The sequence below is a fragment of the Halomonas sp. YLGW01 genome, from assembly GCF_014840935.1.
Lineage (GTDB): Bacteria > Pseudomonadota > Gammaproteobacteria > Pseudomonadales > Halomonadaceae > Onishia.
In genome coordinates this window covers 493,928-507,221 of record NZ_CP062005.1, presented here as the reverse complement: position 1 = coordinate 507,221, position 13,294 = coordinate 493,928, and the positions used below count along the sequence as shown (strand labels likewise).

General features: G+C 68.7%; 14 protein-coding genes. 8 read left to right on the top strand and 6 right to left on the bottom strand.

Going from position 1 to position 13,294, the window contains the following annotated elements; translation table 11 throughout:
- The first annotated feature begins 234 nt into the window (after positions 1-234).
- Positions 235-822, top strand: a complete 588-nt coding sequence (locus tag IEJ03_RS02430) for a hypothetical protein (RefSeq protein WP_192037144.1) — start codon at positions 235-237, stop codon at positions 820-822.
- Between the two features lie 91 nt (positions 823-913).
- Here the strand turns inward: IEJ03_RS02430 and IEJ03_RS02425 are convergent, their stop codons facing one another.
- On the bottom strand, positions 914-1,783 hold the full coding sequence (locus tag IEJ03_RS02425; protein ID WP_192036141.1) for an ATP-binding protein: 870 nt from the start codon (positions 1,781-1,783) through the stop codon (positions 914-916).
- A gap of 120 nt (positions 1,784-1,903) precedes the next feature.
- Here IEJ03_RS02425 and IEJ03_RS02420 point away from each other — a divergent pair, with 120 nt between their 5' ends.
- Together IEJ03_RS02420 and IEJ03_RS02415 are read left to right on the top strand one after the other, a co-directional pair.
- Positions 1,904-2,704: a M48 family metallopeptidase gene (locus IEJ03_RS02420; RefSeq protein ID WP_192036140.1), complete on the top strand. Its 801-nt coding sequence runs from the start codon at positions 1,904-1,906 to the stop codon at positions 2,702-2,704.
- 18 nt (positions 2,705-2,722) lie between these two features.
- The gene (locus tag IEJ03_RS02415) at positions 2,723-2,992 is read left to right on the top strand and encodes a hypothetical protein (RefSeq protein WP_347400988.1); all 270 of its coding nucleotides are present in this window, start codon (positions 2,723-2,725) and stop codon (positions 2,990-2,992) included.
- A 157-nt stretch (positions 2,993-3,149) separates the two neighbouring features.
- On the opposite strand, the gene aroE is transcribed toward IEJ03_RS02415, so the two are convergent.
- From aroE to IEJ03_RS02390, 5 genes are all read right to left on the bottom strand, one after another.
- Positions 3,150-3,986 (bottom strand): shikimate dehydrogenase, encoded by an 837-nt coding sequence (gene aroE / locus IEJ03_RS02410; protein ID WP_192036139.1) that lies wholly within the window; start codon positions 3,984-3,986, stop codon positions 3,150-3,152.
- The gene (gene hemF, locus IEJ03_RS02405) at positions 3,983-4,942 is read right to left on the bottom strand and encodes an oxygen-dependent coproporphyrinogen oxidase (protein WP_192036138.1); all 960 of its coding nucleotides are present in this window, start codon (positions 4,940-4,942) and stop codon (positions 3,983-3,985) included. The genes aroE and hemF overlap by 4 nt, the downstream gene beginning before the upstream one ends.
- A 78-nt stretch (positions 4,943-5,020) precedes the next feature.
- Positions 5,021-5,590, bottom strand: coding sequence for a Sua5/YciO/YrdC/YwlC family protein (locus IEJ03_RS02400; protein WP_192036137.1), 570 nt, complete (start codon positions 5,588-5,590; stop codon positions 5,021-5,023).
- An 85-nt stretch (positions 5,591-5,675) separates the two neighbouring features.
- Positions 5,676-6,839, bottom strand: a complete 1,164-nt coding sequence (gene dprA, locus IEJ03_RS02395) for a DNA-processing protein DprA (protein ID WP_192036136.1) — start codon at positions 6,837-6,839, stop codon at positions 5,676-5,678.
- A 123-nt stretch (positions 6,840-6,962) separates the two neighbouring features.
- Positions 6,963-8,165: a LysM domain-containing protein gene (locus IEJ03_RS02390; protein WP_242458023.1), complete on the bottom strand. Its 1,203-nt coding sequence runs from the start codon at positions 8,163-8,165 to the stop codon at positions 6,963-6,965.
- 236 nt (positions 8,166-8,401) lie between these two features.
- On the opposite strand from IEJ03_RS02390, the gene def reads away from it, so the two are divergent.
- The 5 genes from def to trkA all read left to right on the top strand — a co-directional run bounded on the left by def (position 8,402) and on the right by trkA (position 13,248).
- A complete protein-coding gene (gene def / locus IEJ03_RS02385) occupies positions 8,402-8,914 on the top strand; it encodes a peptide deformylase (RefSeq protein ID WP_192036135.1) in 513 nt (170 codons plus the stop codon).
- Positions 8,915-9,058: 144 nt separating this feature from the next.
- The gene (gene fmt, locus IEJ03_RS02380; RefSeq protein ID WP_192036134.1) at positions 9,059-10,054 is read left to right on the top strand and encodes a methionyl-tRNA formyltransferase; all 996 of its coding nucleotides are present in this window, start codon (positions 9,059-9,061) and stop codon (positions 10,052-10,054) included.
- Positions 10,051-11,466 (top strand): 16S rRNA (cytosine(967)-C(5))-methyltransferase RsmB, encoded by a 1,416-nt coding sequence (gene rsmB / locus IEJ03_RS02375; protein ID WP_192036133.1) that lies wholly within the window; start codon positions 10,051-10,053, stop codon positions 11,464-11,466. The genes fmt and rsmB overlap by 4 nt, the downstream gene beginning before the upstream one ends.
- Before the next feature lie 63 nt (positions 11,467-11,529).
- On the top strand, positions 11,530-11,733 hold the full coding sequence (locus IEJ03_RS02370; RefSeq protein WP_192036132.1) for a dodecin: 204 nt from the start codon (positions 11,530-11,532) through the stop codon (positions 11,731-11,733).
- A gap of 141 nt (positions 11,734-11,874) precedes the next feature.
- On the top strand, positions 11,875-13,248 hold the full coding sequence (gene trkA, locus IEJ03_RS02365) for a Trk system potassium transporter TrkA (protein WP_192036131.1): 1,374 nt from the start codon (positions 11,875-11,877) through the stop codon (positions 13,246-13,248).
- Positions 13,249-13,294 lie beyond the last annotated feature (46 nt).

Genomic DNA, 13,294 nt, shown 5'->3' with positions numbered 1-13,294 from the left:
GGGGGCTGCGCGTTGTGGGCGCCCTCGACTATGCGACTATGCTGAAGCCTCCGTGGATGGATGCCGAGGGGTGCCATCATGTCTTGCTTAAACCTGTCTCACTTCGCTCTTTCTCGCCTGACTCTGTCTCATTCGATCCGGTCTCGTTTGAACCGGTCTCGGTTGATCCGCTCGCCCCAGGCCCTGCTCCACCGATGCCGTGCCTGGCGCCAGGCGCTGACCATCGGCCTGCTGATGCTGCTGAGTGCCTGCTTCGCGCTGCCCCAGACCGGGCTCTTCGCCATGCGCCTGGCGGTCACCTCGCTCGGCATCGAGAAGGTCAGCATCGGGCCCTACCAGATCGATGCCGGCCTCGACACCAGTGACATCGGTTCCCTGGTGGCCTCGAGTCTCGGCATGGGCAGCCTGCCCCTAAAGGCCACCATGGCGTTGGGGCTGGGCCTGCCCGCCGGCCTTCCCCCGGTGCAGATGGCCGGCTTCGGCTGGACTCTCGACATGCCGGGCCTGGACGCCATCAGCGGCCGCTACGATCAGGATGTGAGCCTGAGCTCTGGGGACGAGGCCGACCTGCGACTGCCACTGTCGTTCGACCTGCTCAAGGCCGACAGCAGCCAGCTCGACCCGCTGGTCGCCATGGCTCAGCAGATGGCCAGCACCGGCAACCTGCCCGCCGGCAGCGAGCTCTCGATCACTCCGGGCAGCCTGAGCGGGCTCGGTATGACGCTGCCCGCCGGCCTCTTGATGCCACGCCTCAAGCTGGATGTCGGAGAGGGCGGCGCTCTGATGTCCCAGGGCATGTTGCCTCAGAGCGGCGCGGGATAAGGCGGCTCGCGGCTCGCGAGCCAGCTACTGAGTCTGCCGCAGACTAAGGCCCAGATAAGAACTCGGCTCAGGCCTAGGCTCAGGTCCAAACTCAGGCCTCGGCTTCCAGGCGGCGCCGCCCCACCCACTGGCAGGCAAACTGCCAGGCGATGCGGCCGCTGCGTCCGCCGCGCAGGGTGGCGTAACGCACCGCCTCGGCCTGGGCATCGGACGACCAGTCCTCGGCGGTCCCGAGGTGGCTGACCCAGTGCCGACAGGTCGCCAGGTAGCCGTCCTGACTGAAGGGATGGAAGGCCAGCCAGAGGCCGAAGCGATCGGAGAGCGAGATCTTCTCTTCGACGGCGTCCCCATGATGCAGCTCATCGTCCACCACCCGGGTGGCCTGATTGTCGCTCATGGACTCCGGCAGCAGATGGCGCCGGTTGGAGGTGGCGTAGAGCAGCACGTTGTCGGGCGGGCCGGTGATGGCGCCGTCGAGCACGCTCTTAAGCGCCTTGTAGGCATCGTCGTGGCCCTCGAAGGACAGGTCGTCGCAATACACCACGAAACGATGGGGCTCGTTGCGCAGCAAGGCCACCAGACGCGGCAGCCCGGCCAGGTCGTGCCGGTCCACCTGCACCAGGCGCAGCCCCTCGGGGGCCAGTCCATTGAGCAGGGCCCGGACCAGCGACGACTTGCCACTGCCTCGCGCGCCCCACAGCAAAGCATGGTTGGCGGGATAGCCACGCAGGAAGGCGCGGGTATTGTCGATGAGCGCGCGCTTCTGTCGCTCGATGCCCAGCAGGTCATTCAGGCCAAGGGCGTCTCGAGGTGGGACCGGCGTCAGCTGCCCGCCCAGTGCATGACGCTGCCACAGGGCGGCGATGTCATGCTGCCAATCGACCTCGCTGGCGGCGGGCGGCAGCCAGGGCTCCACCCGTTCCATCAGCTCAAGCAGGCGGCGGCTCAAGGCCTCATCCATGTACCTTCTCCTTCGTGTCTGTCGTCGCGGTTTTCCCGCGCAGGCGATCGGAGTATCTTGTGGCAAACCGTGACACGCCGTAAAGCGACCTTCCGCTGCCGGCCTAAGGAGGATCCCAGCATGCGTTGGATACAAGGAATGGCCGTGGGGGCCCTGAGCCTGGCCCTGGCCGCCTGCTCGAGCTCGCCCACGGGGAGACAGCAGCTGACGCTGGTGTCCGATCAGCAGCTCAACCAGATGGGCGCGCAGACCTTCGAGCAGTACCAGCAGGAGCTGCCGACGGTGGGTGGCGCCACGCTTAGCTACGTGCAGTGCGTGTCGAATGCGATCGTCGCCGAACTGCCGTCCTCGGACCTGGCACCCAGCTGGCAGGTCAAGGTCTTCGACGACCCCTCGGCCAACGCCTTCGCCCTGCCGGGCGGCTATATCGGCGTCAACACCGGCCTTCTGGACATCGCCAGCACCCAGGATCAGCTGGCCGCGGTGATCGGCCACGAGGTATCCCACGTACTGGCGCGCCATGCCAACGAGCGCGTCTCGACCCAGCAGGCCACCCAGCTCGGCCTGTCGGTGATCCAGACCGCCGCCGGGCTCCAGGGCCCCCAGGGCGATACCCTGATGGGCGCGCTCGGCGCCGGTGCCCAGTTCGGCATCCTGCTGCCCTTCTCGCGCAGTCATGAAAGCGAGGCCGATACCCTGGGCATTCAGCTGATGGCCGATGCCGGCTTCGATCCCCGCGCCAGCGTGACCCTGTGGGAGAAGATGAGCCAGGCGGGCGGCAGCCAGCCACCCGCCTGGATGTCCACGCACCCCAGCAACAGCCAGCGCATCGCGGGCCTCAAGGCCAGCATGAACGAGGCCGTGCCCCGCTTTGAACAGGCCCGTCGGGCCGGCAAGACGCCCAGCTGCGGCCGATCCTAGATGACGCGCCGCTTCCTAATGCGCGCCAGACTGATGCGGATCGGCCTCGTGCTGCTGATCCTGCCGATCGTGCTGCTGCTCGGGGTCTACTTCATGGAACTCGGCGATGTGCGCGGCTGCCTGCTCGACGGCGGTCACTGGGATTACCTCGCCGGCACCTGCCGCGACACGCCGCAGCCCTTCGTGTCCTGGCTCGAACGCGCGCCCTGGCTGGTGAACGGCGGCCTCGCGCTGTCGGTGCTGGGGCTTGGTATGACCATGACGGGGCTTTACGTCAAGAAGCGCTGAGGGCTCGCCGAGGCGAGCGAAGCACCATCTGAGTAGCCCTCGCACATGCCCCATCAAAAACCCGCCGGTCTTGCGACCGGCGGGTTTTTGGTTGGTGGCCTGGGTTTGAAAAAAGGGTTTGAAGAGAAGGGCTGAAGAGGGCGGCTGAAGAGACGGCCTAACCGCTGGCGGCCAGCGCCTGACGCAGCAGGTCACGCACCGGCGCCGTATCGGGACGACGCTGGCGCCACTGATAGAAGGACTCGGCGGCCTGCTCGACGAGCATCCCAAGGCCATCCACGCCACGCGCCCCGCGCTCGACCGCCCAGTTAAGGAAGACCGTTGGCTTGGCGCCGTACATCATGTCGTAGGCGGTGGCACCAGGCGCGAACAGATCGTCCGGCAGCGGCGGCAGGTCGCCGCCTAGGCTCGCGCTGGTGCCGTTGATCACCACATCGAAGGACCCCGCCACGGCATCGAAGCCGCCGCCGTGCAGGCGAGTCCGGCCATCATTCAGCGCGGCGAAGTCCGCGGCCAGGCCAGTCGCCTTCTCGGCGGTGCGGTTGGCGATCATCAGCTCACAGGGCCCCTCGGCCAACAGCGGCTCGATCACCCCGCGCACCGCGCCGCCGGCGCCCAGCACCAGCACCCGGGCGCCTTCGAGCGTGACGCCGTGATGCTTGAGGTCGCGTACCAGACCGATGCCATCGGTGGTATCGCCGAAGGTGCGCCCGTCCTTGCCGAGCACCAGGGTGTTCACCGCGCCGGCGCGCCGGGCTCGGGGGCTCAGCACCTCACAGAGGCGAAAGGCTTCTTCCTTGAAGGGCACGGTGACATTGGCGCCGCGGCCGCCCGCCGCCACGAAGTCGCGCCAGGCGCCGGCGAAGTCGTCACGAGGTGCCTCGATGGCGGTGTATTCCATGTCATCGCCGCTCTGGACGGCAAAGGCCGTGTGGATCTGCGGCGACTTGGAATGGCCGATGGGGTGGCCGAATACGCAGTAGCGATCGCTCATGACTGTCCCTCCGCCTGGGCGCGGCCTTGTGTCTGGCCATCGGCTTCGGCGAGCCAGTCCCTGGGCCGCAGGTAGTCCCGGTACAGCACCTCTTCGGGACTGTCGGGCTCCGGGGTCCAGCCATAGTGCCAGTGCGCCGCCGGCGGCATCGACATCAGGATCGACTCGGTGCGCCCGCCGCTCTGCAGGCCGAACAGGGTGCCGCGGTCCCAGACCAGGTTGAACTCCACGTAGCGCCCGCGCCGGTAGAGCTGGAAGTTGCGCTCCCGCTCACCATAGGCGTCGTCGCGGCGGCGCCTGACAATCGGCAGGTAGGCGTCGAGGAAGCTGTCCCCCACGGCCTGCTGAAAGGCGAAGGCGTCCTCGAAGCCGCCCTGGTTGAGGTCATCGAAGAAGAGCCCGCCCACGCCGCGGGTCTCGTCGCGGTGCTTGAGATAGAAGTAGTCGTCGCACCAGGCCTTGTAGCGGGCATAGACATGCTCGCCGAAGGGGGCGCAGGCGTCCTGCGCCACCCGGTGCCAGTGCACCACGTCCTCGAATACCGGATAGAAGGGCGTCAGATCATAGCCGCCCCCGAACCACCACACCGGCGCCTCGCCCTCCTTCTCGGCGATGAAGAAGCGCACATTGCCGTGGCTGGTCGGCACATGGGGGTTCGTCGGATGCAGCACCCAGGACACGCCGACCGCATGGAAGCTGCGACCGGCGAGTTCCGGACGCGCCGCGCTGGCCGAGGCCGGCAGCTCGGCGCCATACACATGGGAGAAGTTGACGCCGCCCTTCTCGAAGACGGCGCCGTTCTCGATCACCCGCGAACGGCCACCGCCGCCGGCGGGGCGCTCCCAGGCGTCTTCATGAAAGTCGGCGACGCCGTCTTCGGCGGCCAGCGCCACACAGAGGCGATCCTGCAGGTCGAGCAGGTAGGTCTTGACGGCATCGAGATGGGCGTGTGCCACACGGCCTCCAGTCACAGCTTCGAAATGGGAATGTGGGTCACTGATGCAGCGATGCATCGCCGCAGGTGGGCGCGGCGGTCAGTCTCGCAGCACCCGGCCGCTGACCAGGTCACGGATCGTGCTCGGCTTCGGGTGATCGCCAAGCGGCCCCTCGAGCACCGCCGCGACTCCGTCGCCCAGGGCATCGCGCACGGCCGCGGCGCTCAGCGCCGGCGGCTCGCCGGCGCGATTGGCCGAGGTCGAGACGATCGGGCCACCGTAGGCCTCACACAACCTGGCCACCAGCGGATGATCGCTGACCCGCAGCGCCACGCTCTGATGCGCGCCGCGCAGCAAGGGGTGCGCGCGGCCATTGTCCGGCACCAGCCAGGTATTGGGCCCCGGCCAGCTGGCCACCAGTGGCGCATGCAGATCGGCGGGCAGGCCCTCGAGCCAGGGCGCGAGCTGACCGATGTGGCCGGCGATCAGGATCAGGCCCTTGGCCGGGTCCCGTTCCTTGAGGCGCAACAGCGCCGTCAGCGCCTGCTCGTTGTCGGGGTCACAGCCCAATCCCCAGACCGCTTCGGTCGGGTAGGCAATCACGCCACCGGCGTGCAGGGCATCCACGGCAGCATTCAGTGCGGCGTCGAGTGCGGGAGTGTCGGTCATCGGCGATTCTCTGCATCGAAAACAACTGGGCATCGGAAGCAACTGACGCCAAGTCTATCATGCGCGCCCGCGTCCGAGGGGCCGCTCAGCGAGCCCCGGGCAGGCGCACCCAGCCTCCCACGGCCTGGGTGGCCAGCCCCTCGATCTCGAGCTCCAGCAGCCGCCGCTGACAGCTCCCGACGTCGTGGCCGGTGAGATCGATCAGGGTATCCAGCGGCGTAGGCCGCTCGCTGAGCAGTGCAAGCAGCGGGTCTTGAGGGGTGGCCTGGGTCAAAGGCGCGGGATCCGCCCCCCGAGAAGGCCTCGCGGCGACATGGCCAGGTGCCATGTCGGACTCAATGTTGGACACAATGTCGGGCGCCTTGACGAAGGCCGCCCCGGCCCAGGGCGGCAACTCCTCGAGGATATCCTCAAGGCCGGTCACCAGAGTCGCGCCCTGACGGATCAGCCCCAGACAGCCCCGGGCCTGAGGGTTGTGGATCGAGCCCGGCAGGGCGAAGACCTCGCGGTTCTGCTCCATGGCAAGTCGCGCGCTGACCAGCGAACCGCTCTTCTCGGCGGCCTCGACCACCAGCACCCCGAGCGAAAGCCCGGTGACGATGCGGTTGCGCCGCGGGAAGAAGGCTGGACGCGCCGCGGTGCCCGGCGGGTGCTCCGAGAGCAGTAACCCACCCGGGCCCTGCAGGCGGCAGTGCAGAGCCTCATGGCGCGGCGGATAGACCACATCGACCCCACAGCCGAGGACCGCTACGCTCCGCCCCCCGGCATCCAGGGCCGCGCGCTGGGCGGCCGCATCGATGCCCAGCGCCAGGCCACTGATGATGCCATAGCCCGCGGTCGCGAGGTCGCGGCCAAACTCGGCGGCGCTCACCAGCCCGTCGCGGGTCGGTCGTCGGGAGCCGACGATGGCCAGCGCCGGCGGCGTCAGGGCGGCCAGATCGCCCCAGGCCCACAGCACCGGCGGCGGATCGGGCAACTCATCGAGCAGGCGAGGCCAATGCGGGTGATCGGGATGCAGGAGGGCGTGGCGGTCGGAGGCGGCGAGCCAGGCCTCGAGCGCGCTCAGCGCCGGGGCCAGGGGGCTGCGGTTAGGATGATCGAGCCACAGTCTCAGCGCCGTGGCGGCGGGACGCGGCAGCAGCGAGAGCCAGCTCTCGAGATATTCCGGGGCGCGCTCGCGCAGGACCTGGATGCGCCGAGGCCCGAGCTCCGGCAGCAGTGACAGCACCAGCCAGTCCTTGGCCGTCATCGCGCCGTCCTCCCTGTTGACGTGAATGCGTGGGCGAGTGCGTGAGCAAGAGCATGCGTGCGTTAATGCATGAGGTCATGAGCGGCAGGCCGCGTCCTGCGGCCTGCGCTTGTCACCTCGACCCTACCTCAAGGAATACAGGGTCTCGGACGACGGCGTATGCACCCGGTCCCCCACCGCCAGAGTGCGGTTGGCATGCATCACCAGGCCATAGCTGACCCGCTCGTAGCTGCGAAAGACCATCACCAGGCCGGCATCGACACCCGGCAGACGCACCGGCTGCTCGGTTCGCGGATCACGTACCAGCTCGCCCTGCTGCTCGACGGCCAGGACATGGCCTGGCATGACACCCTCACGGGTACCGGCATCCAGCGCCACGACGTGCAGCCGACCGATGAAGCGCACTCCGCCGGGCACGGCGAGGATATGCCCTTCCACCGACTGCTCGGGCGGGCGTGGCTGGAACTCGCCCACCAGCGCCCGAGACTCAAGTGGCATCACCAGATCCCCGTCGCGGATCTCCTCGCGGGAGGCCAACAGCTTCAGGGTGCCGAGCTCGCCCTCGCGGCTTTCCAGACGGCCCTCGCCGACGCTTAACAGTTCCTGGCCGAGGAAGGCTCCCTCGGCATCACGATACACCTCACCGGGCCGGTAGATACCGTAGCGGCGCCCGGGCGTCAGGGCCCCGCGCACGAAGACACTGTCACCGGCGCCACTGACCAGGCGTGAGTCGGCACCGGCCACCACATAGGGCTGTTCGGCCAGGTTCAGCGAGGCATCGACGATGCGATGCCGGGTCAGGAAGTGCTCGACCACCTCCCGCGGCAGCGGCGGGATGGCCTCGCGGCGGGGGATGCGCCGCATCTCGGGAGACAGCTTGACGACATTCTGACCACGCTCGAGCCCCAGGCAGGGCCGGCCATTGCAGTCGCGAATCACGACCACGTCGCCCGGGTAGATCAGGTGCGGGTTGTCGATCTGCGGATTGAGCCGCCACACCTGCGGCCACTGCCAGGGATGGGTCAGGAAGCGCCCGGAGATATCCCACAGGGTATCGCCCCGGACCACGGTATAGCGCTGCGGTGCGTCGTCGCGCAGCATGTCGACCTGCGCCTGTGCCAGCCCCGGGGCAAGCAGCCCGAGGATCAGCAGCCAGCGCCCCATGCCGAGGCGCCGGCCACCTGGGCTTGTCGATGCCAGTGCCTGCCCGCGATACAGCGACGGCATGCGTTCACGCTTCACTCCCGGCATCACTCCGGGCCTCGATCCCAGCTTCCCTGCTTGGTGCTTGAGGATGCGCCCAAGCCGCTCCCATGTTCGTGTCATTCCCTGCTCCTTCATCCTCGGCACGCGGCCGGGCATCACCTTCGTTGTCGACACCGTCAGTGTATCCTCGCCGTTGCCCCGCAGCCACGTTCGCCATCCCGGGCGATCCTCCTCGCGCAAGGGGATATAAAGGGGGCCTATCACGGTCATAATGTGGCTGGCGGTTCCGTTCGCCGAGCCCGCCCACTACAATATGACGACTATTCCAGAATTCCGCTTACGGTGATTTCAACGTCATGGCCAAGTTACCCATCCTCGAATTCCCCGACGAGCGCCTGCGCACCCAGGCGGTGGCGGTCGACACCGTCGACGACGGGGTTCGTCAACTGGTCGACGACATGCTCGAGACCATGTACGACGCTCAGGGCATCGGCCTGGCCGCCAGTCAGGTCGACGTGCATCGCCGCGTCATCGTGATGGACGTCAGCGAGAGCCGCAACGAGCCGCTGGTGCTGATCAACCCCGAGTACACGCCGCTGGATGACGAGCGCGAGCCGATGCAGGAAGGCTGCCTGTCGATCCCCGAGTACTATGCCGAGGTCCCCCGTGCCCTGCGCGTCCGCCTCAAGGCGCTGGATCGCGACGGCGGCGCCTACGAGCTCGAGGCCGACGGCCTGCTCGCCCACTGCATTCAGCACGAGTACGACCACCTGGAAGGGCGGCTGTTCGTCGATTACCTGTCGCCGCTCAAGCGCGACCGGGTAATGAAGAAGATGCAGAAGCGCCATCGCCAGATGCAGCCCGCCTGACCCCCGGCCACCCGGGACACAGGCCACGCCCTGGCCTCCCGAAGGCCGGCCCCGTCGTCGCGACGTGGCCGGCCTTCGTCGTTGTCGGCGGCGTTACGCTATGATGTCGCCCACTCTGACCGTTTTGACCCAGCAAGGCCCTTCATGACCCGACCCCTGCGCGTGATCTTCGCCGGCACCCCCGACTTCGCCGCGGCCAGCCTCGATGCTCTGCTCTCAAGCGAGCATCAGGTGGTGGCCGTCTATACCCAGCCCGACCGTCCCGCCGGGCGCGGCCGCAAGCTCACCCCGAGCCCCGTCAAGGCACGGGCGCTTGCGCATGACCTTCCGGTCCATCAGCCCGTCTCGCTCAAGGACGCAGAGGCCCAGGCAGAACTCGCCGCCATCGATGCCGATATCATGGTGGTGGTGGCCTACGGCCTGCTGCTGCCCCAGGCGGTGCTCGATATGCCACCGATGGGCTGTCTCAACGTGCATGCCTCGCTGCTGCCGCGCTGGCGTGGTGCCGCCCCGATCCAGCGCGCCCTCGAGGCCGGCGACGCCGAGAGCGGCGTGACCATCATGCAGATGGATGCCGGTCTCGATACCGGCGCCATGCTGCTCGAGCGTCGCACGCCGCTCGACGCTTCAACCACCGGTGGCGAGCTGCACGACCGCCTGGCGGTGCTGGGCGGCGAGGCCATCGTCACGGCCCTGACGGCCCTATCGGGCCCCGGTCTCGCCGCTACGCCACAGCCGGAGGCCGGCGTGACCTACGCCGCCAAGCTCTCCAAGGCCGAGGGCGAGCTCGACTTCACCGCCCCGGCCGCGGCGCTGGCCGCCAAGGTACGCGCCTTCAATCCCTGGCCGGTGGCATGGACGCGACTCGCCGGCGAGCCGCTGCGGCTGTGGCTGGCCGAGGTCGGGGCGCGAGAAGCCGGGGATCCCGCCGCCGCTCCCGGCACCCTGCTGCCCGCCGCTGGCGACGCCCTGCGCGTGGCCTGCGGTGCCGGCGGCGAGGAGATACTGCGCATCACCCGCGCCCAGCTGCCCGGCGGCAAGCCGCTGGCCGCCCGCGACCTGCTCAACGCCCGGGGCGAGCGCTTCGCACCGGGCATCCGCCTTGGCAATGCCGCCCCGTCACAGGAGATCTCCTCATGAGTCAGGCCAAGGACAACCGCCGCCACGACGCCAAATCTAACGCGAACAAGCCGCACGCTAATAAGCGCCGCCCCGCCAAGAGCCCTCGCCAGGCGCCCGCCGACAGCCAGGGTGGCCAGGGCGTGCGCGCCGAAGCGGCCCGCGCGCTGGTGCCGATCCTGACGGCCCGAGGATCGCTTGCCAGCCTCGACGACAGCCGAGTGGCGCCCCGCGACCGGGCGCTGCTGCGCGAGATCTGCTACGGGGTCTGCCGCACCCTGCCCCGCCTCGAGGCGCTGGCCGGTAGCCTGTTGAAGAGCCCCTTCAAGGCCCGCGACACCGACATCCAGGCCCTGCTACTGGTGGGCATCTACCAGCTCCTGTACATGCGTATCCCGGCCCATGCCGCGGTGGGCGAGACCGCCGGCGCCGCCCGCCTGCTTAACAAGGCCTGGGCGACCCGGGTGCTCAATGGCTGCCTGCGCCGTCTGCAGCGCGAGGCCAGCGAGATGCAGGCCAAGGTCGACCGCGAGCCGGCGGTGGCCCTGTTGCATCCGGTGTGGTGGCTCAAGGCACTCCGCCAGGCCTGGCCCGACGACTGGCGCGAGATCGCCATCGCCAACAACCAGCCGGGGCCGATGACGCTGCGCGTCAACCGGCGCCGGATCAGCCGCGAGGCCTACGTGGAACGCCTGCGCGAGGCCGGTATCGAGGCCCGGATCTGCGAGCATGCCCCGGACGGCCTGACCCTGGAAACCCCCTGCGACGTCGGCGCCCTGCCCGGCTTCGCCGAGGGGGAGGTGAGCGTGCAGGACGAGGCCGCCCAGCTCGCCGTCGAGCTGCTCGGCCCGACCCTGGCGCCACGCCCCGGCGCCCGGGTACTGGACGCCTGCTGCGCTCCCGGCGGCAAGACCGCCCACCTGCTCGAGGCCTTCGAGGTCTCGCTGCGGGCCCTGGACAGCGACGCCGAGCGCCTTGGCCGCGTCAATGACACCCTCACGCGCCTCGGCCTCAGCGCAGAGGTCAGCGCCGCCGATGCCAGCGCGCAGGACTGGTGGGACGGCACGCCCTTCGATGCCATCCTGCTCGATGCCCCCTGCTCCGGTAGCGGCGTGATTCGTCGCCACCCGGACATCAAGCGGCTGCGTCGGCCCGAGGACATCGGCCGGCTCGCCGCGCTGCAGGCGCGGCTGCTCGACAACCTGTGGCAGACCCTCTCGCCTGGCGGCACGCTGGTCTACGCCACCTGCTCGGTGCTGCCCGAGGAGAATGCCGAGCAGGTCGCCGCCTTCCTCAAGCGCACCCCGGATGCCGTGGTCAGCACGCCCGAGGATCTGCCCTGGGGACGCGCCGCCGGCCCCGGGCGCCAGCTGCTGCCGCGCGAGCACGGGCACGACGGCTTCTTCTATGCCCGGCTGACGCGCCGGGCATAAGGCCTATACTGGCCACAGGGGCCGGTGCCGACCGGCCCCGTGTCCACGGCCAAGGAGTGCCCTATGTCCCACGTCTACAAGCATATCGAACTGACCGGCTCATCCACCGAGAGCATCGAGGATGCGGTGAACCAGGCCATCGAACGCGCCCACCAGAGCCTGCACGGCATGCGCTGGTTCGAGGTGGTCGAGACCCGCGGCCATATCGAGGACGGTCGCGTCGCCCACTGGCAGGTCACCGTCAAGGTCGGTTTCACTCTCGAGTGATGCGATGCCGCGGCGCCTGCGATGCCCGGCCCGGCGGCGGGCCACCCCCGCCCTGTCACCCGCCGGACGAGTAGTTTATGCTAGCCACCGCCTGCCGGCGCCCGATGAAGGCCGTCGGTCCATCAGCCTGCGGACGCGTTCATGAAGATCATCATCCTGGGTGCTGGCCAGGTCGGCGGCACCTTGGCCGAGCACCTGGCCCATGAAGAAAACGACATCACCGTGGTGGATACCGACGGCGAGCGCCTGCGCGAGCTGCACAGTCGCCTGGACATTCGCACCGTGTCCGGCGCGGCCTCCTACCCCATGGTGCTGCGCCAGGCCGGCTGCGAAGACGCGGACATGCTGATCGCGGTGACCAACTCCGACGAAGTCAACATGATCGCCTGCCAGGTGGCCCACACCCTGTTTCGCACCCCGACCAAGATCGCCCGGGTGCGGGCCACCGCCTACCTGACCCGCAAGGGGCTGTTCGCCCACGACGCCGTGCCCATCGACGTGTTGATCAGCCCCGAGCAGGTGGTCACCGACCATATCCGCCGGCTGATCGAGTACCCCGGCGCCCTGCAGGTGCTGGAGTTCGCCAGCGGCATGGTGCAGCTCGTCGCGGTCAAGGCCTTCTACGGCGGCCCGCTGGTCGGCCAGGAGCTCGGCTTCCTGCGCCGCCATATGCCCCAGGTCGATACCCGGGTCGCGGCCATCTATCGCCGCAACCGGCCGATCATTCCCCGTGGCGACACCGTCATCGAGGCCGACGACGAGGTGTTCTTCATCGCCGCCCGCCGCGACATCCGCGCGGTGATGAGCGAGCTGCGCCGTCTGGACCGCGACTTCCGCCGGGTGGTGATCGCCGGCGGTGGCCATATCGGCGAGCGCCTGGCCGAGACCCTCGAGCACAGCCACCAGGTCAAGATCATCGAGCATAGCCTGGAGCGCTGCACGACCCTCTCCGAACGGCTCGACCGCACCGTGGTGCTGCACGGCAGCGCCACCAGCAAGCGGCTGCTGCTCGAGGAAAACATCGAGGACTGCGACATCTTCTGCGCCCTCACCAACGACGACGAAGTCAACATCATGTCGTCTATGCTGGCCAAGCGGCTGGGCGCCAAGAAGGTGCTGACGCTGATCAACAACGCCGCCTATGTGGACCTGGTGCAGGGCGGCGAGATCGACATCGCCATCTCGCCGCAGCAGGCCACCATCGGCGGCCTGCTAACCCACGTGCGCCGGGGCGACATCGTCAATGTCCACTCGCTGCGCCGCGGCGCCGCCGAGGCCATCGAGGCCATCGCCCACGGCGACGCCCACTCCTCGAAGGTGGTGGGCCGCACCATCGATCACATCGACCTGCCCAGCGGCACCACCATCGGTGCCATCGTGCGCGGCAAGGAGGTGCTGATCGCCCACGATGACGTGGTGGTGGAATCCGGCGATCATGTCATCCTGTTCGTGATCGACAAGCGCCGCATCCGCGATGTGGAGCGCCTGTTCCAGGTCGGCCTGACCTTCTTCTGATGGGGCGGGACCACCAGCATGCCATCGCCCCGCGGTTTCCACCGAC

What these genes read in the sequence shown, in the direction of transcription:
- IEJ03_RS02430 (WP_192037144.1), top strand. Translation starts at nt 235, where the DNA reads ATGCTGCTGAGTGCCTGCTTCGCGCTGCCCCAGACCGGGCTCTTCGCC.
- IEJ03_RS02425 (WP_192036141.1), bottom strand. Translation starts at nt 1,783, where the DNA reads ATGGATGAGGCCTTGAGCCGCCGCCTGCTTGAGCTGATGGAACGGGTG.
- IEJ03_RS02420 (WP_192036140.1), top strand. Translation starts at nt 1,904, where the DNA reads ATGCGTTGGATACAAGGAATGGCCGTGGGGGCCCTGAGCCTGGCCCTG.
- IEJ03_RS02415 (WP_347400988.1), top strand. Translation starts at nt 2,723, where the DNA reads ATGCGCGCCAGACTGATGCGGATCGGCCTCGTGCTGCTGATCCTGCCG.
- aroE (WP_192036139.1), bottom strand. Translation starts at nt 3,986, where the DNA reads ATGAGCGATCGCTACTGCGTATTCGGCCACCCCATCGGCCATTCCAAG.
- IEJ03_RS02400 (WP_192036137.1), bottom strand. Translation starts at nt 5,590, where the DNA reads ATGACCGACACTCCCGCACTCGACGCCGCACTGAATGCTGCCGTGGAT.
- dprA (WP_192036136.1), bottom strand. Translation starts at nt 6,839, where the DNA reads ATGACGGCCAAGGACTGGCTGGTGCTGTCACTGCTGCCGGAGCTCGGG.
- IEJ03_RS02390 (WP_242458023.1), bottom strand. Translation starts at nt 8,165, where the DNA reads ATGACACGAACATGGGAGCGGCTTGGGCGCATCCTCAAGCACCAAGCA.
- def (WP_192036135.1), top strand. Translation starts at nt 8,402, where the DNA reads ATGGCCAAGTTACCCATCCTCGAATTCCCCGACGAGCGCCTGCGCACC.
- fmt (WP_192036134.1), top strand. Translation starts at nt 9,059, where the DNA reads ATGACCCGACCCCTGCGCGTGATCTTCGCCGGCACCCCCGACTTCGCC.
- rsmB (WP_192036133.1), top strand. Translation starts at nt 10,051, where the DNA reads ATGAGTCAGGCCAAGGACAACCGCCGCCACGACGCCAAATCTAACGCG.
- IEJ03_RS02370 (WP_192036132.1), top strand. Translation starts at nt 11,530, where the DNA reads ATGTCCCACGTCTACAAGCATATCGAACTGACCGGCTCATCCACCGAG.
- trkA (WP_192036131.1), top strand. Translation starts at nt 11,875, where the DNA reads ATGAAGATCATCATCCTGGGTGCTGGCCAGGTCGGCGGCACCTTGGCC.